The following is a 26,054-nucleotide window of genomic DNA, read 5'->3' on the forward strand; positions in this document are numbered from 1 at the left end:
CGACGGCCAACCGGCCGCGTACCCGCCCACTGGGGCGGGTACGCGGCCGGTGCCGTACCCGACGGTCAGCTCTGCTGGAGGCCCCACCGTCGGCGCAGCGCGTTGTCGGCGGCGTTGAACAGGATGTCCACCAGGATGCCGAGCACCAGCACGATGATGATCCAGGAGAGCAGCCGGGGCGCGTTGTTGAACTCCCGGGCCCCCTGCATCAGCGAACCGATGGAGCCCTGCCCGGCCACGATCACCAGCAGCTCACCGGCCATCAGGCTGCGCCAGGCGAACGCCCAGCCCTGCTTGAGCCCGGAGATGAATGACGGCAGCGACGCCGGCAGGATCAGGAACCGGTAGAGCGACAGGCCGCGCATCCCGAGCACCTTGCCGACCCGCAGCCAGGTCGGCGGCACGTAGTCGATCCCGCCGATCAGCCCGTTGGCGATCGACGGGGCCGCGCCGATCACCACCACGAACAGGATCGCCGTCTCGCTGATCTGGAACAGCAGGATCGCGAACGGGAACCAGATGATCGACGGCATGGTCTGCAGACCGGTGATCAACGACCCGATCGCGGCGCGCAGCGGCCGGAACCGGGCCACCGCCGCGCCGATCAGCGTGCCGATGACCACGGCGAGCAGGAAGCCGGTGAGCGCCCGCTGGGCGGTGATGGCGATGGCCCGGGGGAAGTCCGGGCTGACCACCAACTCCCGGAGGTCGTCGAAGACGGTCATCGGCGCGGGCAGCGCGAAGGGGGGCTTCCACTCGCTCAGGTAGAGCACCTGCCAGGCGGCGATGACCAGCGCGATGGCGAGCAGCTTCGGCCAGGTGGTGCTCCACACCGCCCGACCGACGTCGGCGGCCCGGCCGTCGGCCCGGGTCGACGCGAGTTCGAGCGCGTCCAGGCCGGTGACCTCGTCGGCGGTGGAGCCGCCCGGCTGCCGGCGTGCGGTGTCCGGGTCGGCGAGCACCGGCCCGGTGGTCGGGGTTTCACTGGGCATGGCGGGACACCTCCGCGCGGAGCCGGTCGGTGATGGTGGCGGCGAGCCCGGCGACCTCGGGGGAGTCGATCCGGCGCGGCCGGGGCTGCTCGACCGGGAACTCCTCGGTGATCCGGCCGGGCCGGCTGCTGAGCAGGATCACCCGGTCGCCGAGCCGGACCGCCTCACGCACGTTGTGCGTGACGAAGAGCATGGTCAGTGACCGCTCCCGCCAGATGCGTTCCAGCTCGTCGTGCAGGATGTCGCGGGTCATCGCGTCCAGCGCGCCGAACGGCTCGTCCATCAGCAGCAGGTCGGCGTCCTGCGCCAGGGCGCGGGCCAGCGCGACCCGCTGCCGCATCCCGCCGGAGAGCTCGTGCGGTCGCTTGTGCCCGAACCCGGTGAGCCGGACGGTCTCCAGCAGCGCGGCGGCCCGTTCCCGCCGCTGCTCGCGGCCGACACCGCGCAGCCGCATCGCGATCTCCACGTTTCGCGACACGGTCAGCCAGGGGAACAGCGCCGGCTCCTGGAACATCATCGACACCCGGTGACCGCCGAGGTCGATGGTGCCGCCGCTGGCCGGGTCGAGCCCGGCGACCAGGGAGAGCAGGGTGCTCTTGCCGCACCCGGAGGCACCGAGCAGGCAGACGAACTCGCCCGGCTCGACGGTCAGCGAGACCCGGTCGAGGGCGAGCAGGGCGGACCGTCCCCGCCCGTACGCTTTGGACACGCCGCCGAGGCGGACCGGCCCGGGGGTGTCCCCGGACCCGGCCGCCCCGACGACGCCTCGGTCGAGCAGGCTCACGAGCTGCCGCCCTCGGCGCTGACCTCGGGCTTGCCGGCCGCCTTGAGCAGGTCGTTGAGCGGGCCGAGGTGGTAGATGCCGTTCAGGTCGACCGGGTCGAGCAGGTCGACCTCCTCGGCGTGCTTGGCGCTGCCGTACAGCGAGGGCGCGACCGGGTCGACGGTGAAGGTCAGGTTGGCGAACGAGGCCTTGAGGATCTCCTCCTTGAGCGTGTTGCCGCTGAGCGCCTGGAGCTGGTCGTTCGCGGCCTTCGCGGCCTGCGCCTGGTTGCCGTTGACGAAGTCGACGGCCGCGATGTGCCCCTCCAGGAGCTTCTTGACCAGGCCGGGGTTCTTGTCGAGGAACTCCTTGCGGACGATCAGGTGGGTGGTGACGAACTCCCCGCCGGGCCACTCGTCCTTCTCGTCCAGCAGCACCTTCGCGCCGTGTTCGAGGACCAGCCGGCTCAGGTGCGGCTCGGGCACCCACGCGCCGTCCAGCGCGCCGCTGCCGAACGCGGTGATGATCTCCGAGTTCGGGGTGGGCAGCACCGAGACGTCGCCGCCGCCGCTGGTGTCGGTCTTGAGGCCCTGCTTCTTGAGCCAGTAGCGCAGCGCCACGTCCTGGGTGTTGCCGAGCTGCGGCGTGGCGATCTTCTTGCCGCGCAGGTCCTGCACGCTGTTGATGCCCGGCTTGACCACCAGGGCGGCGCCGCCCGAGGTGCTGCCCGCGATGATGTGCAGCGCGCTGCCCTTCGACTGCGCCCAGCCGTTGATCGCCGGGTTCGGGCCGATGTAGGTGGCGTCGATCGCGCCGTTGAACAGCGCCTCGATCGCGGACGGCCCGGCGTTGAACGGGGTGGTGCTGAGCTTGATGTCGCTGCCCAGCTTCTCGGCGAAGATGCCGTTCTGCACGCCGACCAGGGCCGGGGCGTGGGTGATGTTCGGGAAGAGACCGAGGCGCAGTTCGGTGGCCTCGCCGGACCCGTCGCCGGCACCGTCACCGTCGCCGCCGCAGGCGGCGAGGCCGGTGACCGCCAGCAGCGCGGCGGCGGTCGCGGCGAGGACGCGGGTGCCGCGTACCCGCCAGAAGCGGGAGGTGCGCGAGTTCATTGCGACTCCAGACATGAGGGGAGGACCCCTGATCGGGTGTGCTCGGAAAGGGGGATATCGGGATGTGTGAGAAGGGCTGGTGCGGTCAGGTCGGCCCGGCTCCCTTGCCGGTGTGCGCGGCCTCCACGGCGGGCGTCGGGATCACACCGTCCCCGCCGAGCAGGTCGGCGAGGCTGGTGCGGTCGACGACGTCGCCGATCGCCTGGTGGATGTCGAGCCACACCCGGCGCAGACCGGCGGCGGCGCCCCGGTAGCTGGTGGTGTCGGCCGGCAGTCCACGGACCACGGTGAGGACGCCGCTGACCGCGCGCAGGACGTCCCCGACGGAGATCTCCGCAGCCGGCCGGGCGAGGGTGTAGCCGCCCTCGACGCCCCGGTGGCTGTACAGCAGGCCGCCCCGGCGCAGGTCCAGCAGGATGCCCTGCAGGAAGCTGAGCGGGATGTCCTGGCTGGCGGCGAGGGCGGCGGCCTTGACCAGGCCCTCACGCGCCGCGGCGATGGCCAGCATGGCCCGGAGGGCGTAGTCGCCGCGAGCCAGCACGTACATCGCCGCATCGATTCCTGTCACTGTGGTGCCCGATGGCCGCGCGGGGCCCGTCGGGTCGGAAATTTAGAGTTCTCCTACCTGATTGATAGGGATACTGGGTCATGTGGGTGGCTCCGGTCAAGCCGGGATCCGGATCGTGGAAGAGCGCGCACATCCCGGCGAGCGGGGCAAAGCGCGCGGACCGGCGCCGGCTCGGCCGACCGGCCCGGAGAACCGGCCGCCCGCCCCCGCCCCCGGCCTCGGGTCGAGCAGTCGGCGCGGTGCTCGGGGCCGGCGGGTTAAGGTCGTCCTGTGGTGGCGCGGAGATCCAGAATTCCAGCGACGAAGTACCCGGTCGAGCGGTTCACCCTCGACAACGGCCTGCGGGTGGTGCTGACCCCGGATCGCAGCGCCCCGGTCGTCGGGGTGGCGGTCCTCTACGACGTCGGCATCCGGTCCGAGCCGGAGGGGCGCAGCGGCTTCGCCCACCTCTTCGAACACCTGATGTTCCAGGGCTCGGAGAACCTGGAGAAGCTGGCCCACTTCCGGCACGTCCAGGGCGCCGGGGGCACCTTCAACGGCTCCACCCACCTGGACTACACCGACTACTACGAGACCCTGCCGAGCAACGCCCTGGAACGGGCGCTGTTCCTGGAGGCCGACCGGATGCGCGGCCCCCGGCTGACCGGGGAGAACCTCCGCAACCAGGTCGACGTGGTCAAGGAGGAGATCCGGGTCAACGTGCTGAACCGGCCGTACGGCGGATTCCCCTGGCTGACCCTGCCGCCGGTCATGTTCGACACCTTCCCCAACGCCCACGACGGGTACGGCTCCTTCACCGACCTGGAGTCGGCCACGGTCGACGAGGCCACCGACTTCTTCCGCCGGTACTACGCCACCGGCAACGCCGTGCTCGCGGTCAGCGGGGACCTCGACGCGGCCGAGGCGACCGCGCTGATCGAACGGCACTTCGGCGACGTCCCGGCCCGGCCCGCCCCGCGCCGGCCCGACTTCGCCGAGCCGGACCTGACCGCCGAGCGCCGGCAGACGTACACCGACCGCCTCGCGCCGCTGCCGGCGGTGGCGGCGGCCTGGCGGGTACCCGACCCGATCGGCGACTTCGCCGGCTACCTGCCGTACGTGGTGCTGGCCGAGGTGCTCACCGACGGGGAGGCGTCCCGCCTGGTCGAGCGGCTGGTCCAGCGGGACCGCGCGGTGACCGGGCTCAGCGGGTACCTCGGCTTCATGGGCGACCCGTTCGACGTCCGTGACCCCACCGCCCTGCTGCTCCAGGCGCACCTGCCGCCCGGTGGGGACGTGGACAAGGTGCTGCGCGTCGTCGACGAGGAACTGGACCGGCTCGCCACCGACGGGCTGCCCGCCGACGAGCTGGCCCGGACCCAGGCCCGGATGGCGACCCACCTGCTGCGCGACACCGACGCGGTGCTCGGGCGGGCGCTGCGGATGGCCGTGCTGGAACAGCAGCGCGGCGAGCCCGGCCTGCTCAACGAGTTGCCCCGGCTGGTCGGCGGGGTCACCACCGACCAGGTCCGGGCCGCCGCCGCCACCCTGCGGCCGGAGCGCCGCGCGTCGATCGAGGTCATTCCGGGAGGTGCCAGGTGACGGCGACCGTCGACACCGCCGTCCGTACGCTGCCCCCGCTGGGGCCGAACCGTCGGCTGAAGCCGCCGAAGCAGGCCGAGCGGCGGCTGCCGAACGGCCTCACCGTGATCGCGGTACGTCGCCCGGCGGTCCCGCTGGTGGAGCTGCGGCTCTGGATGCCGTTCGGCCGGACCCACCTGGCCCGGGGGGCGCTGCTGTCGCAGACCCTGCTCTCCGGCACCCCGACGATGTCGAGCGTGCAGATCGCCGCCGAGTTGCAGAAGGTCGGCGGTGGGCTCACCGCCGGGCTCGACCCGGACCGGCTGATGGTCACCGGCGCCGGGCTGGTCACCGGCCTGGACCGGATGCTGGAGATCCTCGCCGAGGTGCTCACCGGGGCCACGTACCCGAACGGGGAGGTGGCCACCGAGCGGGACCGGTTGATCGACCGGGTGCAGGTGGCCCAGAGCCAGCCGGCGCACCTGGCGCGGGCCGCGCTGCTGAAGCGGATCTACGGCCGGCACCCGTACGCGGTGCAGACGCCGGAGCCCGACCAGATCCGCGCCGTCCGCCCGGCCGCGCTGCGCCAGCTGCACGCCGACCGGGTGCATCCGGCCGAGGCGGTGCTGGTGCTGGTCGGCGACGTCCAGCCGGACCGGGCCCTGGACGCGGCCGAGCGGGCGCTCGGCGACTGGCGGGGCGCCGGCCACCGGGCCGACCTGCCGCCCACCCCGCCGCTCGAACCGGGCCCGCTGCTGCTGGTCGACCGCCCCGACTCGGTGCAGTCGTCGCTGCGGATCGCGTTGCCGGCGGTCGGGCGCACCCATCCCGACCACGCCCCGCTGCAACTGGCGAACCTCCTCTTCGGCGGCTACTTCTCGTCCCGCTGGGTGGAGAACATCCGCGAGGACAAGGGCTACACGTACGGCCCGCACTCGCTGGTCGAGCACTCGGTCGCCGGCTCGGTGCTGGTGGCCGCCGCCGACGTGGCGACCGAGGTGACCGGCCCGGCGCTGCTGGAGACCGTCTACGAGCTGGGCCGGCTGGCGTCGGTGCCGCCGAAGGCGGAGGAGCTGGAGCAGGCCCGCCAGTACGCCCTGGGCACCCTCCAGCTCGGGATGTCCACCCAGGCCGGGCTCGCCTCGCTGACCAGCGCGTACGCCAGCAACGGGCTGCGACTGGAGTTCCTGGCCGAGTACGCGGCCCGGCTCGCCGGGGCCACCGTCGAGGACGTGGCCGAGGCGGCGGCGCGCTACCTGGCCCCCGCCCGGGGCGTCGTGCTGGTGCTCGGTGACGCCGCCCGGATCCGGGGTCAACTGGAGGCCCTCACCCCGGTCGAGACCGAACCGGCGTGAGCGACGACACCGGCGGGCCCGGGAGCGCCGGCCCTTCCGGAAGTGCCGGCGGGCAGGGCGGTGCCGGCGGGTCCGCCAGCGCCGATGGGCAGGACGGTGCCGGCGGGCCGGCGGGGGTGCCGGACCTGCCGCCGCTGGCCCGGACCACGCTGGACCGTGCGGCGCACCGCCGTACCGACCGGGGTTGGCTCGCCGACGCCTGGATCCGGGCCCGGGTGCTGGTGCTCGACTCCGCCGACGACGGCCGGACCCTGGCCCACGCCGGGACCGGGCCGCCGCGACTGGCGCTGCTGACCTCCGACGACGCACCCGGGCCGGCGCCGGGGCGGCCCGGGCCGATGTTCCTCGGCGTCGAGCCGGACGGCGTACCGGTCTTCGCGGTGGACGCGCCCCTGCCGGCGGTGCCCGGTACCCGGCCGGTCAGCCTGCGCGAGGTCGGCCACCTGCTCAGCGACCGGGACGCGGGGATCCTCACCACCGCCCAGGCGCTGACCAACTGGCACCTGCGACACGGGTACTCCCCGGCCACCGGCCAGCCGACCGAGCCGGACGAGGCCGGCTGGTCCCGGATCGGCCCGACCGGCGGGCGGGCCTGGCCACGGACCGATCCCGCGATGATCGTGCTGGTCCACGACGGGCTGGCCGGTCCGGACGGGCGCTGCCTGCTCGGCAACAACGCGGCCTGGCCGCAGTCCCGGGGCCGGTTGCGCTTCTCCTGCCTGGCCGGTTTCGTCGAGCCGGGCGAGTCGGCCGAGGCCGCCGTGCTGCGCGAGGTCCGCGAGGAGGTCGGCGTCACCGTCGACGAGATCGCGTACGCCGGCAGCCAGTCCTGGCCGTTCCCCGGCTCGCTGATGCTGGGTTTCCTGGCGCGGGCCGACGCCGCCCAGCCGGTACGCCTCGATCCCGCCGAGATCGCCCACGCCCGGTGGTTCACCCGCCGGGAGATCGCCGCCGTCCTGGCCGGTGAGCCGGTCGACGCGGGGGACGGCCGCCGGGTGGGCCTGCCGACGCCCACCTCGATCGCGTACTTCCTGATCCGCCGCTGGCTGACGCTGCCGGCCTGAGCCCTGCCGGCCTGAGCCCTGCCGGCCTGAGCCCTGCCGGCCTGAGCCCTGCCGGCCTGAGCCCTGCCGGCCACGGTTGCCGGCTGGCCCGGCCGGGCGGGCGGGACCAGGCGGGCCTGCGGTCCCGGCCCGTGACCGTCGTTGCCGCGGCGGTCACGGGCCGGGAACCCGAGCCGCCCTGGCCGGTGAGGCGAACGGATCGGCGGGGGAGCCGCTCCGACCAGGACGGACGTCGGACGCGTCAGCCGGCGGGCGGTCCTGCCCGCCACCGTCGGCGGGCGGGCGCGTCGAGCGGGACCACCTTGACCCGTTGTCGGCCGGCCCGGACGGCACCCACCGTGGAGAGCGCGCGGGCCAGCGACAGGGCGGCCTCGCGGTCCTCGGCGTGCACGACCTGGCGGCGGGTCTCCGGGACGGTCGTCTCGTCGCGCAGCCGGCCCCCGCCGGCCCAGACGGCCGCGAGGTCCACGTCGGCTGCGGCGCGGATGTCGGTGCGAACGATCAGGAACCGCATGGGGGTCTCCGATGAGCCGCGACGGATGAGATTTCGTGGAACTTCCACGTCACTCTTCCGTCATCGTACGCCCGGCGGCCGTCTCAGCAAGTGAAACCGGCCTATCTTCTGGCTCTCCCATCCGATCGGGTGACGCCTGGTCAGCGCCGCTGTGCGGCGGGTCGGAGCGGACCCGGGTGGCGGCGCAACGGACCGGATGTGCGACGAGGCCGCCGGCGGTACGCCGACGGCCTCGTGACGCCCGGGACGTCAGCGCAGATCGAACTCGCCGTTGCGGGTGCCGGCGAGGAAACCGTTCCACTCGGCACGGTCGAAGAGCAGCACCGGGCCGCCCCGGTCCTTGCTGTCGCGCAGGGCGACCGCGGCCGGGCCGGTGGGCAGGGCGGCCACCTCGACGCAGTTCGAGGTCTGGCTGCGGGTGCTCGTCCGCCAGGGGGCGTCCACCAACTGCCGGGCGAGGGCGGTGTCTCGGATGTCGTTCATGGTTCTGCTCCTGGTGTGAACTACTTCGATGGGACGAGTGACCCGTACGTCCCAGCGGAGCGGTCCCCGGGACCGATCACCGTTCCGTCAGGCGTCCGGAATGCCGGCGGCGTTGGGCCGGCGCCGTTGCCGGCCCGTGTCCCACACTGGACGGGGTCGCCGTCTCGACCAGTCGCTCGCCTGCCTCGGCGAGCCACGACCGGGTGTCCGACACGGACAGCGCCGCCTCGCGCAGCCACTCGAAGACGACCTTATAGGGATTTATGATGTTTGTATCGGTTGACACGTGGTCGGTCCAACCAGCCTCGATGGCGAGTGTCTCCGGATCGAGGGGATCGGCGAACCGGTAGAGCGAGAACGCCGTCGGCGGCACGTACCCGTCGCCGAGCCGGGCGTCCCGGGGGAGCACGTGCAGGGCGATGTTCGGCTGGGTGGCCAGCTCGCGGAGCTTGGCGACCTGCGCCAGGAGCACGTCGGGCGGGCCGGCCCGGCGGCTGAGCGCCGCCTCCTCCAGGACGGCCGTGTACCGGGGCGCGTCCTGCGTCCGGGTCAGCAGCGACTGCCGGGCCTGCCGGGCCCGCACCTCCAGGTCGGGGTGGTCGCCCGTGCGGCCCTCGTTGACCAGCCGGGCCGAGTCGATCCGGATCCGGGCGTACCCGGCGGTCTGCAACAGCCCGGGGACCAGGACCGGGTTGTACTCGCAGATCTCCGCGCAGCCCGCCTCCAACTGCGCCCACTCCCGCTGCTGCTCGGTCATCACCGGGTACGTCTGGCGCAGCCACTCCCGCATGTCACCGGCGGCCCGCGCGATCGCGGACAGGTCCCGGCGGACGTCCTCGTCCGCCCCGTAGAGATCCAGGAGGGCGGCCACGTCGGCCGGGTCCGGCCGGCTCCGGCCGTTCTCCAGGCGGGAGAGCTTCGAGGCGGAGGCCCACTTGACCCGCTCCACGACCTGGTCCCCGGTGAGCCCCGCCGTCTCGCGGAGCCGCCGCAACTGCTGGCCCAACCTGCGGCGGCGCATGATCGGGCTGACTGAGGCAGGAGGCACGTCGTCCTCTTCTCCGTCGACCGTCGCGGACGCGACGGTAACCGTATGAAATTTGCCCCCCACGGCCAGTATGGACGGCGCGCTTGGCGTGGGAAGCTCCGGCGGGGGCGTGTCTCGCAGAAATGCCGAGCCGGACGCGGGGTCGGCCCCCGTTTCCCCGTGTCCGCCTGACCGCGCGCCACCCCGCCCGGAGGAACCACGATGCGCACCGTCCTGCGCCACCGCGACTTCCGTCTGCTCTTCACCGCCCTGGTGGCCAGCCGGGCGGCCGAGTTGATGCTGCTGCTCGCGCTCGCCATCTGGGTCAAGGACCTGACCGACTCGGACGCCCTGGCCGGGGCGACCCTCTTCGCGATCATCGCGCCGAAGGTGCTGGCCCCGCTGGTCGGCTGGGTGGTCGACCGGTACCGGCGTCGGCCGTTCTTCCTGGTCGCCAACCTCGTGGCGGCGGGGGTGCTCACCCCGCTGCTGGCCGTCCGCGACCGCACCGACGTGTGGCTCGTCTACGTGGTGGCGGCCCTGTACAGCCTCTCCCAGGTCACCGTCGGCGCCGCGCTCAACGGACTGATCCCCACCCTGGTACCGGCCGGGCTGCTCGCCGACGCCAACGGCGCGTTGCAGACCGTCCGCCAGGGGCTGCGGCTGGTCGGGCCACTCGCCGGGGCCGCGCTCTACACCGCCGTCGGGGGGTGGCTGCTGGCCTCGATCAGCATGGCCGGCTTCGTCGTCGCCGCGCTGCTGGTCGGCCTGGTCCGGGCCCCGGAGCCGGTACCCCTCACCCCCGCGCTGCGCTGGTCCGCCGAGCTCGGGTCCGGGCTGCGGCACCTCTGCCGCCAGCCGGCGCTGCGCCGGGCGGTCCTCGGGTACGGGCTGGGCTCGCTGGTGATGGGGTTCACCGAGTCGCTGATCTTCGCGTACGTGGACCAGGGGCTGCGCCGGGACGCCGCCTTCGTCAGCGTGCTGGTCACCGTACAGGGGATCGGCGGGGTGGTCGGGGGCCTGCTCTCCGCCGGGGTGGTCCGCCGGGTCGGCGAGGTCGGCACGCTCGCCACCGGGATCGGCCTCTTCGGCGCGGCCACCGTCGCGCTCGGCTACCCGGATCTGCGGCTCGGGTTCGCCGCGCTGCTGGTGACCGGTGCGGCGCTGCCACTGACCATGGTGGGGATGAGCATGCTGGTCCAGGTCTCCACCCCGTCCAACCTGCTGGGCCGGGTCACCGCGGCGGCGGACTCGCTGGTCGGCGCACCGCAGGCGGTGTCGATCGGGGTCGGCGCGCTGCTCGTCGGCGTGCTCGACTACCGGCTGCTGTTCCTGTTGGTGGGCGTGGTGACCCTGGCCGCCGGTGGCTTCCTCTGGCAGGGCCGGCACCTCTCCCCACCGGCCCCGGCCCGGACCCCCCGGTCCTTCCCCGTGCCGTCGCCCGTCCCCGTGCCGTCGCCCGTCCCCGTGCCGTCTCCCGGTCCCGGGCCGGCAGCGTCGGCCGGAGCGGCGTCGGAGGTGGCAACGGGAGCGGGGCCGTCAGCGGCCGGGCCGTCAGCGGCGGGGGCGGTGCCGGGGGTGGCGGTGCCGGGGTCGGCGGCCGGGGTGGCTGCGCCGGTGCTGCCGACCGTCCGGCTGCCCGCGCCGCGCCGCCCCGGCACCGCCGTCCGGGTACCCGCCGCCGGCCCCAGCTCCGGTCGCGCCCACCCGCCGGCCAAATAGTCACCGGCGCGGTCACCCGCCGCCGGCGGTTAGGAAGGGCCCCTTCTACTACCGAAAGCGTTAACAAGGGGCCCTTCCTTGCACGTCAGCCGGCGAGGCTGGCGAGGTGCTGCTTGACCTGGGTGATGGAGGGGTTGGTGAGTGCGGAACCGTCGGCGAAGCGCAGCGTCGGCACGGTCTGGTTGCCGCCGTTGACGCTCATCACGAACTCGGCCGCCTTCGGGTCCTGCTCGATGTCGACCACCTCGTACCCGATGCCCTCCCGGTCCAGCTGCGACTTCAGTCGGTGGCAGTAGCCGCACCACGGGGTGGAATACATGGTCACCATCTCGCGTCCTCCAACGTCTGTCCGGTGGCTCACGATCGAGCCGTCCTGTCGCTGCAACGTCATCGGAAGCTGCGATGATTCCGTGCTGTGGCGGTTCACTCGGGGGTCGAGCGGGTGCTGGCCGGACTGGATCCGGAACAGCGCACGGCGGTGACCGCGCCGGCCGGCCCGGTCTGCGTGCTGGCGGGCGCCGGCACCGGCAAGACCCGCGCGGTGACCAGCCGGATCGCCCACCGGGCGCTCACCGGTGAGATCGTCGGTCGGCACGTGCTGGCGGTCACCTTCACCGCCCGCGCCGCCGCCGAGATGCGGCAGCGGCTCACGGTGCTCGGGGTGCCGGGGGTGCAGGCGCGGACGTTCCACGCGGCGGCGCTGCGGCAGGTGCGCTACTTCGCGCCCCGGTTGCTGGAGGGGCGGGCCATGCCCGAGCTGCTGGACAGCAAGGTGCGCCTGGTCACCCTCGCCGCCGCCCGGGCCGGCCTGCGTACCGACCGGGCCGCCGCCCGGGACCTGGCCGGCGAGATCGAGTGGGCCAAGTCCTCGCTGGTGGAGCCGGCGGAGTACGTGGTGGCCGCGGCCAAGGCGCTGCGGGAGACCCCGCACGAGCCGGCGAAGGTGGCCGAGGTGTTCGCCGCGTACGAGAAGATCAAACGCGGTAACGGCGTGATCGACTTCGAGGACCTGCTCCGGGCGGCGGTGTGGGGGATCGAGGAGCACGCCGACGTCGCCGAGCAGGTCCGCGCCCAGTACCGGCACTTCGTCGTGGACGAGTACCAGGACGTCAACCCCCTCCAGCAGCGCCTGCTGGACGCCTGGCTCGGCGGCCGGGACGACCTGACCGTGGTCGGCGACGCCAGCCAGACCATCTACTCGTTCACCGGGGCCACCTCGGCGTACCTGGTCGACTTCCCGCGCCGGCACCGGGACGCGGTGGTGGTCCGGCTGGTCCGGGACTACCGCTCCACGCCCCAGGTGGTCGGGCTGGCCAACGCGGTGATCGCCCAGGCCCGGGGCACCGAGGCCCGGCTGCGGCTGGAACTGGTCGGGCAGCGCCCCACCGGCCCCGAGCCGGAGCTGCGGATCTTCACCGACGAGCCGGCCGAGGCCGCCGCGGTCGCGGCGCGCTGCCGGGCGCTCGTGGCCGCCGGCACCCCGGCCCGGGAGATCGCGGTGCTGTTCCGCACCAACGCCCAGTCCGAGGCGTACGAGAAGGCGCTCACCGAGGCCGAGGTGCCGTACCAGGTGCAGGGGGCGGAGCGGTTCTTCGAGCGGGCCGAGGTCCGTCAGGCGATGGTCGCGCTGCGCGCGGCCACCCGGTCGATCCCGGGGCAGACCCCGCTGCCGGCCGCCGTGGTGGAGGCGCTCGCCGCGGTGGGCTGGGCCCCGGACGCGCCCCCGCCCGGCGGGGCGGCGCGGGAGCGCTGGGAGGCGCTCGCCGCGCTGGTCGCCCTCGCCGAGGAGTACGCCTCGACGCCGGAGTTGCTGCCGGTGGGAACGGCGGCGACGGTGGAGCGCCCGGTCACTCTCGCCGCCTTCGCCGACGAGCTGCACCGGCGGGCCGGCCAGCAGCACGCGCCGACGGTGGACGGGGTGACGTTGGCCTCGCTGCACGCGGCGAAGGGGCTGGAGTGGGACGCGGTGTTCCTGGTCGGCCTCGCCGAGGGCACCCTGCCCACCGTGTACGCGCGCACCGCCGAGCAGGTCGAGGAGGAGCGGCGGCTGCTCTACGTCGGGATCACCCGGGCCCGGCAGTGGCTCTGGCTGTCGTACGCCACCGCCCGCTCGCCCGGTGGACGGGCCCGGCGGCCCACCCGGTTCCTGCCGCGCCTGGAGCGGCCGGGCGGCACCGAGCGGTCCGGCGGTACCGAGCGGGCGGGCGGTCCCGCCGGCCGGCGTACCGAGCGGCGGCGGGTGCAGGTGGTCTCCTGCCGGATCTGCGGGGCGACCCTGCTCGCCGGGCCGGACCGCAAGCTGGGCCGCTGTCCGACCTGCCCCTCCGACATCGACCAGGAGCTGTACGCGCGGCTGCACGACTGGCGGCAGCGGGTGGCCGGCGCGCAGAAGGTCCCCGCGTACGTGGTCTTCACCGACGCGACGCTGACCGCGCTGGCCGAACGGCGGCCGGGGCGGCCGGAGGAGTTGATCGCGATCGCCGGTATCGGCCCCCGCAAGCTGGGCCTGTACGGCGAGGCCGTGCTGGCGTTGGTGGGCGGCTCGCCGGTCGACGAGATCTGCCCTGAGAAAACTTTCAAAAACTCGCCGTAATTCGTTTGCCCTCGTGCAGCGGCGAGGAATAGCCTCAGGGCACACCACGCGAGCGGCGCCATCCGCGCTGCTCACAGGGGTTAAGTCCAGGTCGGCACGAGGCACCTCAGGGAGGTGGCACCAATGGAGATCATCAACCGCTATCACGGTCCGGCGGCGCTGCCCGCTGCCGTCGCCACGTGGTCGGCCGGCCCGGTCGTGCCGTCCGTCGCACGACCGTCGGCTCCGCAGGTGCACCAGGTCGAGGTTCAGGCCGAGCTGATCCTCGCCAGCACTCCAAGCGGAATCGAGGGGACCAGTGGCTTCACGGGCAAGGGCAACACGGGCGCCATGAAGCGCCTGCTGGATGCCCGCGGCGTTCCACCTCGAGGGAGACCGGTCTGACCTGATCAGACCACCGGCTCACCTCGAGGCCGCGGAACCCGCTCACCGGGATCCGCGGCCTCAGTTTTTTGCTCCACCCGAAGAAGTACGTCGGTATGCGATCCACGAGATCGAAGTGAGAGAGAGGTGACCGGACGATGAGTCTGGCGTTGGCCACCCTCGACGTGAACGTCGAGTTGGAGGCGCACCTGCCCTGCCGGAAGTTCGACCCCGATCTGTGGTTCTCCGACTCGCCCGCCGAGCTCGAACTGGCCAAGTCGCTCTGCGGGGACTGCCCGCTGCGCGTCGAGTGCCTCGCCGGGGCGGTCGAGCGGGCCGAGCCGTGGGGTGTCTGGGGCGGCGAGATCTTCGAGCGCGGCGCGGTCGTCCCGCGCAAGCGGCCCCGGGGCCGTCCGCGCAAGGAGGACGTCGCCCGCGACGCCGCGCTGCGCGTCGAGGCCGAGGCGCGGCTGGCGGCCAGCGGGCTGTCCGCCACGCGCACCGCGGTCCGGCTGGCGGCCTGACATGTTCCCGACCCGTATCCGCACCGGTGCCGTAGCCGCGCCGACGACCAGGAAGTTGACCCCCATGCTGCTGCACCACCAGAACGGAGCCGTCGAGATGCATCTACTCCACGAAGCGTTGTCCAGAGCCCGAATGCGTCGGCCTCAGGCCGGTCGTACCACCACGAGCACTGAGGCGACCCGATCCGCCCGTACCGTCGCGATGAACGGCCGCAGCCAGTCGGCCCGCGAACTGGGTACGCGGTAACACACCACGCGGTAACACCGGAAACGGGCCCTCGCCGAGTACGGCGGGGGCCCGTTCGACGTCGGTCAGGACGCCGGCGCGAAGCCGGGCAGCCAGCGTTCCAGGATCGCCCGGTACGGCGCCTTCGCCTCCAACTGGCAGAGCACCCCGATCGAGCCCAGCGTCACCCGGTGGATGAGCAGGTACGACGGCGGCAGGTTCAGGTGCCGGCTGAGCTGGTAGGCCGGTGAGCGCGGGCTGGCCAGCCGGGTCGCCTCGGCACGCAGCCAGGCCCGGGTGAACCGGAACTCCTCCTCGGCGACCGGGTCCAGCATCGGCCGGACGAAGTCCAGCACCGCCTGGGCGTCGATCTCCTCGCTCTGGCTGACGAAGCCCTCCTCGCGCAGCCCGGCCATCACCGCCTCGGCCTCGCCGCGCAGCGCCAGCCCGGCGAGCCGGCCGATCGGCTCCGGGGTGCCCTCCGGCATCCGGGCGACCGCCCCGAAGTCGATCACACCGAGCCGGCCGTCCGGCAGCAGCCGGAAGTTGCCCGGGTGCGGGTCGGCGTGCAGCAGCCCGGCCCGGGGTGGCGCGGAGAGGTGCAGGGTCGCCATCAGCCGCCCCGCCTGGTCCCGCTGCTCCTCGCTCCCCTCGCGGATGATCTCGGCGAGCGGGGTGCCCTCGACCCACTCGGTGACCAGGACGCGCGGCGCGGCGGAGACCACCTCGGGGATGAAGATCTCCGGGTCGTCGGCGTACGCGGCGGCGAAGGCGCGCTGCGACTCGGCCTCCAGCTCGTAGTCGAGCTCCTCGGTGATCCGTTCCCGCAGCTCGGTGAGGAGTGGCTTGACGTCCAGGCCGGGCTGGATGGCCCGGAACATCCCGCCCAGCCGGGAGAGCTGCTTGAGGTCGGCGAGCAGCGCCTCACCGGCCCCCGGGTACTGGATCTTGACGGCCACGTTCCGGGTGCCGCCGGACGGGTCCCGCCAGACCGCCCGGTGCACCTGGCCGATGCTGGCCGCCGCGGCGGGGGAGTCGTCGAACTCGGTGAACCGGTCCCGCCACTGCGGGCCGAGCTGCTCGGCGAGCACCTTGTGCACGCTCGCGGCGGGCAGCGGGGGCGCCGCCTCCTGGAGCTTCGTCAGCGCCTGCCGGTACGGTGCGGCGATCTCCTCCGGCAGCGCCGCCTCGAAGACCGACAGCGCCTGGCCGAACTTCATCGCACCGCCCTTGAGCTGCCCCAACACGCTGAAAAGCTGCTCGGCGGTGCGTTGCTGGATCTCGGCGGAGATCACGTCTGAGGCGATCCCGGTGACCCGCTTTCCCATGCCCAGAACGGTCCGCCCGGCGAAGCCGAGCGGCAGGGCGGCGAGCTTGGCGGTGCGGGACACGGCCCGGCGCGGGATGTCGGTCACTCGGCCATTGTTACCGACTTCGCGGGTCGGCTGCTGCTCCGCAGCCGGCTTCACCCGGTCTCCGCCCCACCGGAGGCCCGCCAGCCACCCGGCCCGGGGTCGGGTCCGGCCGCGGTGGGCCGGCTCGGGCCGGTGCGTCGGGGGCGGGTGCCGGAGCAGTCGCAGGAGGGGTGCGGCGACCAGAGCCGGCGGCGCAGCCGCCCCGCCCCGCCGATCTCCACCGCCGCGCCGAGGGTCTCCGGGGTGCCGCCGTCGAGGTGGGCCAGCACCTCGGCCCCGGCGTACGCGGCGGCGGCGAGCAGGGTGGTGACCGTGCAGGACTCCGGCCCGCCGTCGAGCGCGAGCTGGGCGGCCAGGGCCGGCCAGTCCGGGTCGCGGTCCGCGCGGTGCAGGTCGAGGCAGTTGAGGCAGGGGCCGACCGGGGGCCGGACCAGCGGCCCGACCACGGGTACCCCGCCGCGCAGGGTGAGCAGCAGGTGCGCCTGGCGGCGCTGGGCGTACCCGGTGGCGAGCAGGGCCGCCGGGCGGTCCGTCCCGACCTGGACCACCAGGTCGGCCCGGTGCCGGCGGCCCGGCCGGGTCGCGGTGCCCGGGGCGGTGGCGGCGATCACGTCCCGGAACGCGGTGGCGCGGGGACGACCCACGTCGGCTGTGGTCAGCCCGCTGCCGACCAGGTCCGCCGGCCCCACCCGGCCGCCCAGGTCCACCTCCACGTGACCCACGCCGGCCTGGGCCACCGCGACGGCGACCGGCCCGCCGAGCCGGCCGGCGCCGGTCACCACCACCCGGGCACCCCGCCGTCGGCGCAGCACCTGGGCCGGGGTGCCGGGGAGCGCCGCCGGGGCGAGCGCGAGCGCGTCCGCCTCGCCGGTCAGCCGGGCCCGCGCCGGCCCGGCCAGGTCCCGGGGGAGCAGGGTGTGCGCCGGTACGACCAGACCGGCGGCGGAGAGCGCGTCGAGCAGGCCCCGGGCATCCTCCGGCGCGACCTCGTACGTCGACGCCCGGCTCAGCACGCCCCGGACGCTGCGGCTGCCGTCGAGCAGGTCGAGCAGCCGGGCCGCCCGGGGGTTGGTGATCTCCAGCAGGACCGCCCGGCCCGGCTCGACGCCCAACTGGAGGGTGTGCCGGTCACGCCACAGCCGGGTGAGGCCGGGCAGGAGCAGGGGACGGGGGAGTGTGGTCCGGGTCATGTCGACGGATCGTCACCGAGTCCCCGCGCTCCGTCGTTCGTTGTCCACAGGTGTGGTGCGCCCCACCCCGGGCTGTCCACAGGAAATCGTGGAATATCCACAACCGGCCGGTAACCTGTGTCGCCCAGTCGACACGCGGGGTGACCAGATCACCCGGCCGGCACGCCGCGGGGGAGGGCGACCGGCCGGTCGCCCTCCCCCGTGTGCGTGCGGGTCAGACCTTCGCCTTGCCCAGGATGCGGTTCACTGTTGTCCCGCAAACCGGACACTTGCCTTTCGCCATGTTCATGCCGGTCTTCGAGACCTCGACGTGTCCCTCGAAGTCCCGCTTCTCCTTGCACTTGACGCAGTAACCGTTGTAGGTCTGGGCCTGGTCGGCCACGGTGCCCTCCTCGTCTCGTCCGCCGGTCGTGCCGACCCGGCGGGTTGCCCGGCGGCGGGCCACACAAGGCTCCGGCGCTGGGTCGTTCCTCGCGATCACGCTCATGACCGCTGGCGGACCCTACCCAGGTCTGGGCAGTTCCATGTCAGGTGTGCGTCGACACTGTGAGCAAGTCGACGTCGAGAGTGTGCATGGCGAATAAGGCCGGATAAGTCAGTTTGGCGGGGACACGCCGGATGAACCCGGTCGGCGGAGGTTTCCGGCCGCCCCGGATGGCGCCGGACCGGGATGATCACTTAGCGTGGAGCGGGTCCGCCCGCGCCCCGCCCGCGCCGCCACGAAGGGTGATGAAGGCCATCCGGAGCGGTGCTCTCGATTATTTTTTCGGGACTCCTGGCGACCAACCACCATTTTCCGGGCGCGTGTCGGACGGTTGACCCTTGCGGATCCCTGGTCAGTGCGCATTAGCTTTCCTTCGTGACAGGATTCCGAGGCTGCGCGGCCCACTGATGACGGGGGCGCGGAAGCCGGTCGTCGAGGTACGGCGCAGCCAGCGCCGACGACGCACGGTGTCCGCCTACCGCGACGGCGAGCGGGTCGTCGTGCTCATCCCGGACCAGTTCTCCCGGGCCGAGGAGAGCGAGTGGGTGGACCGGATGCTCGCGCGGCTCGCCGCCCGCGAGGGGAAACTCGCCCGGTCGGACACCGAGTTGCTGGCGCGGGCGACCCGGCTCATCGAGCTCCACCTCGTCGAGTACGGCAGCCAGGCGGTGCCGGCCAGCGTGCGGTGGGTGACCAACCAGAACGGCCGGTGGGGCTCCTGCACCCCGGCGGACCGGACGATCCGGATCTCGCACCGGTTGCAGGACATGCCGGAGTGGGTGCTCGACTACGTGCTCATACACGAGTTGGCGCACCTGATCGTGCCCAGCCACAACGCCGAGTTCTGGGCACTGGTCGGCCGGTACCCCCGCACCGAGCGGGCCCGCGGGTACCTGGAGGGCGTCGCCGCCGCGGCGGGCGCGCCCCTCGACGCCTGACCCACCGCACCCGGCGGCCCCGACGCGGCCAGCTCCGGCCGGCGGTCAGCCAGGGCCGGTCGGTGGGCGCTAGGGTCGGGGCGTGGCCCGACGTGTGGTGGTGGCATTGCTCGCCCCGGTGACCTGGTCGCCGCCCGGCATCGACCCGGTGCGCTGGCGGACGGCGCTCGCCGAGGACGTGGTGGACCTGCTCGCCACGCTCAACGAGGTGGAGACGGCGGTCGCGGTCACCCCGGCGGACCGGTGGCTGGCCGACGCGGTGCTCTGGCCGGGCACGGTCGTCCACGAGGTTCCGGAACCGACCCCGAACGCGGTCTTCGCCGCCCTGGACGGGTACGACCACGCGGCCGTGGTCGCCGCCGACGCCCCGGACCTACCCGGGCTGATCCTCGGCAAGCTGCTCCGCCCGCTCACCAGCCGCCCGGCGGCGGTCGCCCCGGCCGAGGGCTCCGGACCCGGGCTGCTCGGGGTCGCCGTCCGGCTGCCCGTCCCGGCCTGGGTGCCGGCGCTGGACCTGGACGGCACCCGGCCGGCGGCGGTCCGGGCGGCGGCACCACGCCCCGGCGACCTGGCGGTCACCCCCGCCTGGCACCGGCTGCGCGGCCCGGCCGACCTGGCCCGGCTCGACCCGGCGGTGGAGGGCTGGGAGGCCACCCGGACCCTGCTCTCCGGCGCGGGTCAACCCGGCTGACCGAGCCACAACCGGCCGGGCGCGCGGTCAGGCCCGGTCGGGGCCCGACTCGTCGGTGCCGGGCTCGTCGGTGCGCCGGCCGATCTCGCCGGGGGCCTGCTCGTGCGGGCCGCCCGGCGCGCTGAAGTCGAACGTCTCCAGCTCACCGAGGTCGAGTTGGGCGCGGGCGAACGCCTCCGGGTCGGCGAAATCGTCGTCGGAGGGGAGCAGGTCGGGGTGGCCCCAGAGGGCGTCCCGGCCGGCGATGCCCCGGTGCTCGGTGAGCGCCGCCCAGAGCGCGGCGGCCTCACGCAGCCGACGCGGGCGCAACTCCAGCCCGACCAGCGCGGCGAAGGTCTGCTCGGCCGGACCACCGGCCGCCCGGCGCCGCCGGAACGCCTCGGCGAGGCTCACCACGCTGGGCAGCCGGTCGCCGGCCGCGCTGTCCACCACGTGACAGACCCACCCCTCGACCAGGGCGAGCGCGGTCTCCAGGCGGGCCAGGGACGCCTTCTGCGCGGGGGTGTCCTCCGGGGTGAAGATCCCCTCCAGCGCGATCGCCTGCATCGACTCCGGGTCGCTCGGGTCGAGCCGGCCCATCGCCTCCTCGATCGCCTCCCGGTTGACCCGGATGCCGGCGGCGTAGGTCTCCACGGCGTTGAGCACGTGCCCGCGCAGCCACGGCACGTGCTGGAAGAGCCGCTGGTGGGCGGCCTCGCGGAGGGCGACGTAGAGGCGTACCTGGTCCTCGGGCAGCTCCAGGCCCTCGCCGTACGCCCGGATGTTGGCCGGGACGAGCGCGGCCGTGCCGGCCGGGCCGAGCGGCAGCCCGATGTCCCCGGCGGAGAGCACCTCGGCGGCGAGCGACCCGAGCGCCTGACCGAGCTGCCCGCCGAAGAGCGCGCCACCGAGGGTGGCGACCATCGACTGCATCGGCCCGAGCTGGGCGCGGGCCTCCGGCGGCACCAGGTCACCCATCGCGCCGACCATCCGGCTGGCAACCGGGTCGCAGAGCTTGCGCCAGACGTCCAGGGTCTTGTAGATCCACTCGTTGCGGTTCCAGGCCACCGAGTTCCGGATCCCCGAGGGCAGGTCGGAGGCGGGCTCCAGCCAGAGGTCGGCCAGGCGCAGCGCCTCCTCCACCGCGTGCCGCTCGTACGGCGAGACCGCCGGGTCACCCGCCGCGGAGAGCTGGCTGGCGGCCACCTGGCGGGCCAGGTCCCAGTTGACCGGCCCACTGCCCGGCCCGGCGAAGAGGTGCTGCAACTGCGCCATGAACTGCTGCATCTGCGCGGGGTCGTTGGGGTCTGGTGGTTGCCCACCCGGGAGCGCGAAACCGAACGGAATATCAGGCACGACGTCTACGGTACGCGCGCTGCGCCCCAGGTCGGCCCCGCCGGCGTTGCGCTGAGGGCGAAGTCGTGGTTCGCCGGCCGGGCCGACGGGGCACGGTCGGTACGCTCTGCCGCATGAGACGTCGCGGCATGACCGTCCTGCTCGGTGCTCTGCTCACCACCCTGCTCAGCATCGGTGTGCTGGTGACGCCCATCCCGTACGTGGTGCTCGGCCCCGGGCCGACCGTCGACACGCTCGGTGAGGACGAGGGCACGGAGGTCATCCAGATCACCGGGCGGGAGACCTCCACCTCCGCCGGTCAGCTCCGGCTCACCACGGTCGGGGTGCAACCGACCGTGAAGCTCCGTTCGGCGCTGGCCGGCTGGTTGTCCAAGGACAGGGCGGTGGTGCCGCGCGAGCTGGTCTACCCGCCGGGCGAGACGCAGCAGGAGGTCAAGGAGCGCAACGAGGAGGACTTCCGGATCTCCCAGACCAGCGCCGAGACCGCCGCCCTCACCGCGCTCGGGTACCCGATCCAGGTGGTGGTCCGGACGGTGGCCGCGGACGGCCCGGCGGCCGGGCTGCTGGCGGTCGGCGACGTCGTGAGGTCGGTCGACGGCAAGCCGGTCACCACCGCGCCCCGGCTCACCGAGCTGGTCCGGGAGCGCCCCGCCGGCAGCGCGCTGACCATCGGGTACACCCGGGCGGGCGCGGCCGCGACGGCCACCGTGACCAGCCGTGAGCAGGACGGCCGGCCGCGCATCGGGATCGAGATCGACCAGCAGCAACCGCACCCGTTCACCCTGAAGATCGACCTGGGGGACATCGGCGGGCCGAGCGCCGGGCTGATGTTCGCCCTCGGCATCGTGGACAAGGTCCAGCCCGAGGACCTCACCGGCGGGAAGATCATCGCCGGCACCGGCACCATCGACGACGAGGGTCGGGTCGGGCCGATCGGCGGCATCGCGCAGAAGCTGGTCGGCGCGAAGCAGGCCGGCGCGGAGGCGTTCCTGGTGCCGGCGGACAACTGCGCCGAGGCGCTGCGCAACCCCCAGCCGGACCTGCCCATGCTCCGGGTCGGCTCGCTGGACGAGGCGCTGACCGCCCTGACCGCCCTGCGCTCCGGTGGCCAGCCGACCCGCTGCTGACCAGGCCCGCCCGTCGTCGGTCCGGCTCGGCCCCCACCGTGCCGGGACCAACCGCCGTCGATCCGCCCGGCCGGGGTGGACCGCCCCGGTGCGCCGTCCGCGCCACACCGCCGCACCGGCGCGCGGCATCGTGGCCGGACCTTGACCGTACGCGTTCAGGAACACCCCGTACTCTGGTGTGCCTGGTCGGAGCCGATCAATCGAGCGTGCGGAGCCTAACAGTGGTCATGCGTAGCAGCCCCCTGCCGAGGATGAGCCGACGCGGACGCGTCACGATCGGTGTGCTGGTCGGGGTGTTTCTGCTGTTCACCCTGCTCAGTTGGGGGGTGCAGGCCTTCACGGACTGGCTCTGGTTCGACGAGGTCCAGTTCACCGAGGTCTTCACCGGGGTGCTGATCACCCAGGTGGTGCTCTTCCTGGTGGTCGGTCTGGCCATGGCGGCCGTCGTCGGCGGCAACCTCTGGCTGGCGTACCGGATGCGGCCCAAGCTGCGCCCGCACTCCGCCGAGCAGGCCACCCTGGAGCGGTACCGGATGCTGCTCGGGCCCCGGCTCGGACTGTGGATCACGCTGGTGGCGGTGGTCATCGGGATCTTCGCCGGGATCTCCGCGCAGAGCCGGTGGAGCCAGTGGCTGCTCTTCCGCAACGGTGGCGACTTCGGGACGACGGACCCGGAGTTCGGCGTCGACATCGGGTTCTACGTTTTCCAGTTGCCGTTCTGGCGGTACCTGCTGGGCGTCGGCTTCACCGCCGTGGTGCTGGCCCTGCTCGGCGCGCTCGCCGTGCACTACATCTACGGCGGCATCCGGCTCCAGGGCGTCGGTGACCGGATCACCAACGCCGCGCGTGCCCACCTGACCTCGCTGGTCGCCGTCTTCGTGCTGCTCAAGGCGGTCGCGTACGTGCTGGACCGGCGGGCGATGCTGCTGGAGTACAACGACGGCGTCAACCTCTACGGCGCCGGGTACGCCGACGTCAACGCGTTGCTGCCGGCGAAGGAGATCCTGGCGTACATCTCCGTGGTGGTGGCGATCGCCATCATCGTCTTCTCCAACGCGGTGATGCGGAACCTGGTCTGGCCCGGCATCTCGCTGGCCCTGCTGGGGATCTCCGCCGTGGCGATCGGCGGCATCTACCCCTGGGCGGTGCAGACCTTCGAGGTCCGGCCGAGCGAGAAGGACAAGGAAGCGGAGTACATCGAGCGGAGCATCCAGGCGACCCGGGCGGCGTTCGGGATCGAGTCCACCCAACCGGTGCGGTACGCGGCGAACAACCTCACCCCACCGGCGAGCCTGGCCACCGACACCGCCGTGGTGCAGAACATCCGCCTGCTCGACCCGCAGTTGGTCTCCGAGACCTACACCCAGCGGCAGCAGGTCCGCCAGTTCTACGACTTCGGCGAGAAGCTCGACGTCGACCGGTACACCGTCAACGGCAAGACCCAGGACTACGTGGTCGGCCTCCGGGAGATCAACTACCGGCAGCTCAGCGGCCAGCAGAACACCTGGATCAACCGGCACACCGTCTACACCCACGGGTACGGCCTGGTCGCCGCCCCGGCCAACCAGGTGGTCTGCGGCGGGCAGCCGTACTTCGTCTCCGGCTTCCTCGGTGAGGCCAACGAGCAGCAGGAGGAGCAGAACGCGCAGGGCGAGCGCTGCACCTCCAACGCCGACACCATCCCCACCGAGCAGCCCCGGGTCTACTACGGCGAGCGGATGGAGCCCGGTGACTACGCGATCGTCGGGCAGACCGACCCGAGCCGCAACGCGGAGTTCGACCGGCCGGTCGGCGACAGCGGCGAGGGCGACGGCCCGGGCGAGTTCTACACCTACACCGGCTCCGGTGGCGTCGAGATCGGCTCCTTCCCCCGCCGCCTGCTGTACGCGATCAAGGAGCAGGAGTCGAACTTCCTCCTCTCCGACCGGGTCAACGAGAACTCGAAGCTGCTCTACGTGCGTAACCCCCGGGACCGGGTGGAGAAGGTCGCACCGTTCCTGACCGTGGACGGCGACCCGTACCCGGCGGTGGTGAACGGCCGGGTCACCTGGATCATCGACGGCTACACCACCTCGGCGACCTACCCGTACGCCGAGCGGGTCAACCTCCAGCAGGAGACCGCCGACGAGCTGACCGGGCGGGGCACCTTCCAGCTCGCCCGGGAGAACGTCACCTACATCCGCAACTCGGTGAAGGCGACCGTCGACGCGTACGACGGCACCGTCACCCTGTACGAGTTCGACGAGAACGACCCGGTGCTCAAGGCCTGGAACAAGGCCTTCGGCGGCGACCTGGTCAAGCCGAAGGCGGAGATCCCGGCCGAGCTGACGGAGCACCTCCGGTACCCGGCGGACCTGTTCAAGGTGCAGCGCAACCTGCTCACCCGGTTCCACGTGACCGAGCCGGGCGACTTCTACTCGGCACAGGACTTCTGGCAGGTGCCGAGCGTGCCGGACGCCCCGGACAGCGGCCAGCGGCAGCCCCCGTACTACCTCTACACCCAGTTCCCCGGCCAGGACGCGCCGAGGTTCCAGCTCACCTCGGCGGTCACCCCGAACGGCCGGCAGAACCTGGCCGCGCTGATCACCGGGTCGTACGTCGACGGTCAGCCGCAACTGGAGGTGCTGGACCTGCCCGACCAGACCCGGATCTCGGGCCCGGTGCAGGTGCACCAGCAGATGACCAACAACGCCGACATCCGGCAGCAGCTCAACCTGCTCTCCTCGAACCAGGCCCAGGTGCAGTACGGCAACCTGCTCTCCCTGCCGTTCGGCAACGGGATGCTCTACATCGAGCCGGTCTACGTCAAGACCAACCAGGAGAACGCGCCACCGCTGCTGCAGCGGGTGCTGATGTCCTACGGTGACGGCGGCTCGTACGTGGTGCTGGCCAACAGCGTGTCGGAGGGCATCAAGGCGCTGGTGGAGCAGGGCCAGCGGGCCGGTGCCCAGACGCCCCCGCCGACCACGGACGAGGGCGAGAACCCGCCGGAGACCCCGCCGGCCCCGCCGCCGGGGATGACCGGTGACCTGGCCGAGGCGGCGAGCCAGGTGCAGACCGCGATCACCGAGGTACGGGCCGCGCAGACCTCCGGCGACTTCGCCCGGTACGGCGAGGCGTTGAAGAAGCTGGACGAGGCGATGGCCGCGTTCCAGCGGGCGCAGCAGGCGGCCGGTCCCTCGCCGACCCCCGCCCCCAGCGGCAGCCCGGCGGCCTCACCGTCACCGTCCGGCGGCTGACCGCCCGGCGCAGCGTGGCCCGGCCGCTCGCGGCCGGGCACCCTCCACGGACCCGTGGTCACGGCACGACAGGTGCCGTGACCACGGGTTTCGGCGTACCGGGAGCGGTGCCGACGCCGGGGGAGGGGGCCCGTTTTGCGGCTCCGGGGGGTGGTGCGCTACGGTTGTCCTACCGACGCGGGGTGGAGCAGCTCGGTAGCTCGCTGGGCTCATAACCCAGAGGTCGCAGGTTCAAATCCTGTCCCCGCTACCACCCGAACGGCCCCGAGGATCACCTCCTCGGGGCCGTTTCGTATCTGCCCCCGCAGAAGCCCCGCTGGTTCCCCCTTTCGAGCGCCTCCGGGTCGCACCCCTTCTCTCCCGCCCCACCCCGCCCCGTGCCGCTCCCGGCCGTCTGGGCCCGGGTCCGACTGATGCGGCCGAACCCGACCGGCAGCGGCGGGTGGTGCGAATCGGTGCCCCGGCTGATCGCACTCCACCGCATGCGATAAGCTTCAACAGCCGACGCGGGGTGGAGCAGCTCGGTAGCTCGCTGGGCTCATAACCCAGAGGTCGCAGGTTCAAATCCTGTCCCCGCTACCACCCGAGAGGGCCCGGAGGATTCCTTCCTCCGGGCCCTCTCGCCATTTCCCCTCCCACGCCCCGGCCCCGCCGCCGTGCGGTGATCAAGGGGTGCCGGTCAACCCATCCGCCCCCGGTGCCGGAAATCCCTTGATCACGCCTGAAGTGGGGCGGGGTGGGGAGGGGCGGCGTGGGTGGGGGTGGGTGT

The 26,054-nt window shown here is 73.3% G+C and carries 23 protein-coding genes and 2 tRNA genes; 13 read left to right on the plus strand and 12 right to left on the minus strand.

The features are described from left to right. Positions 1 to 65: 65 nt before the first annotated feature. From ACQUFX_RS30975 to ACQUFX_RS30990, 4 genes are all read right to left on the minus strand, one after another. A complete protein-coding gene (locus ACQUFX_RS30975) occupies positions 66 to 992 on the minus strand; it encodes an ABC transporter permease (RefSeq protein ID WP_428963676.1) in 927 nt (308 codons plus the stop codon). Continuing rightward, positions 982 to 1,776: an ABC transporter ATP-binding protein gene (locus tag ACQUFX_RS30980; protein ID WP_428963678.1), complete on the minus strand. Its 795-nt coding sequence runs from the start codon at positions 1,774 to 1,776 to the stop codon at positions 982 to 984. Before ACQUFX_RS30980 ends, ACQUFX_RS30975 begins: the two co-directional genes overlap by 11 nt. Next, on the minus strand, positions 1,773 to 2,867 hold the full coding sequence (locus ACQUFX_RS30985; RefSeq protein ID WP_428963679.1) for an ABC transporter substrate-binding protein: 1,095 nt from the start codon (positions 2,865 to 2,867) through the stop codon (positions 1,773 to 1,775). Before ACQUFX_RS30985 ends, ACQUFX_RS30980 begins: the two co-directional genes overlap by 4 nt. Positions 2,868 to 2,952: 85 nt before the next feature. After that, positions 2,953 to 3,414 (minus strand): RrF2 family transcriptional regulator, encoded by a 462-nt coding sequence (locus ACQUFX_RS30990; RefSeq protein WP_428967131.1) that lies wholly within the window; start codon positions 3,412 to 3,414, stop codon positions 2,953 to 2,955. 291 nt (positions 3,415 to 3,705) lie between these two features. Between ACQUFX_RS30990 and ACQUFX_RS30995 the strand changes: the two genes are divergently transcribed. The 3 genes from ACQUFX_RS30995 to nudC all read left to right on the plus strand — a co-directional run bounded on the left by ACQUFX_RS30995 (position 3,706) and on the right by nudC (position 7,414). Next, positions 3,706 to 5,016, plus strand: a complete 1,311-nt coding sequence (locus ACQUFX_RS30995; RefSeq protein ID WP_428963680.1) for a M16 family metallopeptidase — start codon at positions 3,706 to 3,708, stop codon at positions 5,014 to 5,016. Next, entirely contained in the window at positions 5,013 to 6,350 is a 1,338-nt protein-coding gene (locus tag ACQUFX_RS31000) for a M16 family metallopeptidase (RefSeq protein ID WP_428963682.1), read from the plus strand. The genes ACQUFX_RS30995 and ACQUFX_RS31000 overlap by 4 nt, the downstream gene beginning before the upstream one ends. Positions 6,351 to 6,466: 116 nt before the next feature. Further along, a complete protein-coding gene (gene nudC / locus ACQUFX_RS31005) occupies positions 6,467 to 7,414 on the plus strand; it encodes an NAD(+) diphosphatase (protein ID WP_428967132.1) in 948 nt (315 codons plus the stop codon). Between the two features lie 241 nt (positions 7,415 to 7,655). Here the strand turns inward: nudC and ACQUFX_RS31010 are convergent, their stop codons facing one another. The 3 genes from ACQUFX_RS31010 to ACQUFX_RS31020 all read right to left on the minus strand — a co-directional run bounded on the left by ACQUFX_RS31010 (position 7,656) and on the right by ACQUFX_RS31020 (position 9,459). Then, the gene (locus tag ACQUFX_RS31010) at positions 7,656 to 7,928 is read right to left on the minus strand and encodes a hypothetical protein (protein WP_428963683.1); all 273 of its coding nucleotides are present in this window, start codon (positions 7,926 to 7,928) and stop codon (positions 7,656 to 7,658) included. A 249-nt stretch (positions 7,929 to 8,177) separates the two neighbouring features. Further along, positions 8,178 to 8,411, minus strand: coding sequence for a DUF397 domain-containing protein (locus ACQUFX_RS31015; protein WP_067360761.1), 234 nt, complete (start codon positions 8,409 to 8,411; stop codon positions 8,178 to 8,180). Between the two features lie 76 nt (positions 8,412 to 8,487). Beyond that, positions 8,488 to 9,459 (minus strand): helix-turn-helix domain-containing protein, encoded by a 972-nt coding sequence (locus ACQUFX_RS31020; RefSeq protein ID WP_428963684.1) that lies wholly within the window; start codon positions 9,457 to 9,459, stop codon positions 8,488 to 8,490. Positions 9,460 to 9,660: 201 nt separating this feature from the next. On the opposite strand from ACQUFX_RS31020, the gene ACQUFX_RS31025 reads away from it, so the two are divergent. Further along, positions 9,661 to 11,160, plus strand: coding sequence for an MFS transporter (locus ACQUFX_RS31025; RefSeq protein WP_428963685.1), 1,500 nt, complete (start codon positions 9,661 to 9,663; stop codon positions 11,158 to 11,160). A gap of 85 nt (positions 11,161 to 11,245) precedes the next feature. Here the strand turns inward: ACQUFX_RS31025 and ACQUFX_RS31030 are convergent, their stop codons facing one another. Further along, positions 11,246 to 11,488: a mycoredoxin gene (locus ACQUFX_RS31030; RefSeq protein ID WP_067360759.1), complete on the minus strand. Its 243-nt coding sequence runs from the start codon at positions 11,486 to 11,488 to the stop codon at positions 11,246 to 11,248. 87 nt (positions 11,489 to 11,575) lie between these two features. On the opposite strand from ACQUFX_RS31030, the gene ACQUFX_RS31035 reads away from it, so the two are divergent. The 3 genes from ACQUFX_RS31035 to ACQUFX_RS31045 all read left to right on the plus strand — a co-directional run bounded on the left by ACQUFX_RS31035 (position 11,576) and on the right by ACQUFX_RS31045 (position 14,640). Beyond that, the gene (locus ACQUFX_RS31035; RefSeq protein ID WP_428963686.1) at positions 11,576 to 13,753 is read left to right on the plus strand and encodes an ATP-dependent DNA helicase UvrD2; all 2,178 of its coding nucleotides are present in this window, start codon (positions 11,576 to 11,578) and stop codon (positions 13,751 to 13,753) included. Between the two features lie 123 nt (positions 13,754 to 13,876). Next, positions 13,877 to 14,137 carry a hypothetical protein gene (locus ACQUFX_RS31040; protein WP_428963687.1) on the plus strand — a complete coding sequence of 87 codons (261 nt, stop codon included), beginning with the start codon at positions 13,877 to 13,879 and terminating at the stop codon, positions 14,135 to 14,137. A 137-nt stretch (positions 14,138 to 14,274) separates the two neighbouring features. Then, entirely contained in the window at positions 14,275 to 14,640 is a 366-nt protein-coding gene (locus ACQUFX_RS31045) for a WhiB family transcriptional regulator (RefSeq protein WP_067360750.1), read from the plus strand. Between the two features lie 312 nt (positions 14,641 to 14,952). Here the strand turns inward: ACQUFX_RS31045 and ACQUFX_RS31050 are convergent, their stop codons facing one another. From ACQUFX_RS31050 to ACQUFX_RS31060, 3 genes are all read right to left on the minus strand, one after another. Next, the gene (locus ACQUFX_RS31050; protein ID WP_428963688.1) at positions 14,953 to 16,281 is read right to left on the minus strand and encodes an ABC1 kinase family protein; all 1,329 of its coding nucleotides are present in this window, start codon (positions 16,279 to 16,281) and stop codon (positions 14,953 to 14,955) included. Between the two features lie 50 nt (positions 16,282 to 16,331). Next, positions 16,332 to 17,471, minus strand: coding sequence for a TOMM precursor leader peptide-binding protein (locus tag ACQUFX_RS31055; protein WP_428963689.1), 1,140 nt, complete (start codon positions 17,469 to 17,471; stop codon positions 16,332 to 16,334). Positions 17,472 to 17,685: 214 nt separating this feature from the next. Beyond that, a complete protein-coding gene (locus ACQUFX_RS31060) occupies positions 17,686 to 17,853 on the minus strand; it encodes a DUF5679 domain-containing protein (RefSeq protein ID WP_007464795.1) in 168 nt (55 codons plus the stop codon). A gap of 509 nt (positions 17,854 to 18,362) precedes the next feature. On the opposite strand from ACQUFX_RS31060, the gene ACQUFX_RS31065 reads away from it, so the two are divergent. Together ACQUFX_RS31065 and ACQUFX_RS31070 are read left to right on the plus strand one after the other, a co-directional pair. Further along, positions 18,363 to 18,893 (plus strand): M48 metallopeptidase family protein, encoded by a 531-nt coding sequence (locus tag ACQUFX_RS31065; RefSeq protein ID WP_428963690.1) that lies wholly within the window; start codon positions 18,363 to 18,365, stop codon positions 18,891 to 18,893. Positions 18,894 to 18,975: 82 nt separating this feature from the next. Beyond that, entirely contained in the window at positions 18,976 to 19,584 is a 609-nt protein-coding gene (locus ACQUFX_RS31070; RefSeq protein WP_428963691.1) for a hypothetical protein, read from the plus strand. Between the two features lie 27 nt (positions 19,585 to 19,611). On the opposite strand, the gene ACQUFX_RS31075 is transcribed toward ACQUFX_RS31070, so the two are convergent. Beyond that, positions 19,612 to 20,850: a zinc-dependent metalloprotease gene (locus tag ACQUFX_RS31075; RefSeq protein ID WP_428967133.1), complete on the minus strand. Its 1,239-nt coding sequence runs from the start codon at positions 20,848 to 20,850 to the stop codon at positions 19,612 to 19,614. 182 nt (positions 20,851 to 21,032) lie between these two features. Between ACQUFX_RS31075 and ACQUFX_RS31080 the strand changes: the two genes are divergently transcribed. From ACQUFX_RS31080 to ACQUFX_RS31095, 4 genes are all read left to right on the plus strand, one after another. Next, positions 21,033 to 22,046 carry a YlbL family protein gene (locus ACQUFX_RS31080; protein ID WP_428963692.1) on the plus strand — a complete coding sequence of 338 codons (1,014 nt, stop codon included), beginning with the start codon at positions 21,033 to 21,035 and terminating at the stop codon, positions 22,044 to 22,046. Positions 22,047 to 22,297: 251 nt separating this feature from the next. After that, the gene (locus tag ACQUFX_RS31085; RefSeq protein WP_428963693.1) at positions 22,298 to 25,285 is read left to right on the plus strand and encodes a UPF0182 family membrane protein; all 2,988 of its coding nucleotides are present in this window, start codon (positions 22,298 to 22,300) and stop codon (positions 25,283 to 25,285) included. A gap of 176 nt (positions 25,286 to 25,461) precedes the next feature. Continuing rightward, positions 25,462 to 25,538, plus strand: a tRNA-Met gene (locus tag ACQUFX_RS31090). A gap of 252 nt (positions 25,539 to 25,790) precedes the next feature. Beyond that, positions 25,791 to 25,867, plus strand: a tRNA-Met gene (locus tag ACQUFX_RS31095). Positions 25,868 to 26,054: the final 187 nt, after the last annotated feature.

This window comes from Micromonospora fluostatini, from assembly GCF_050410825.1.
Classification (GTDB): domain Bacteria; phylum Actinomycetota; class Actinomycetes; order Mycobacteriales; family Micromonosporaceae; genus Micromonospora; species Micromonospora rosaria.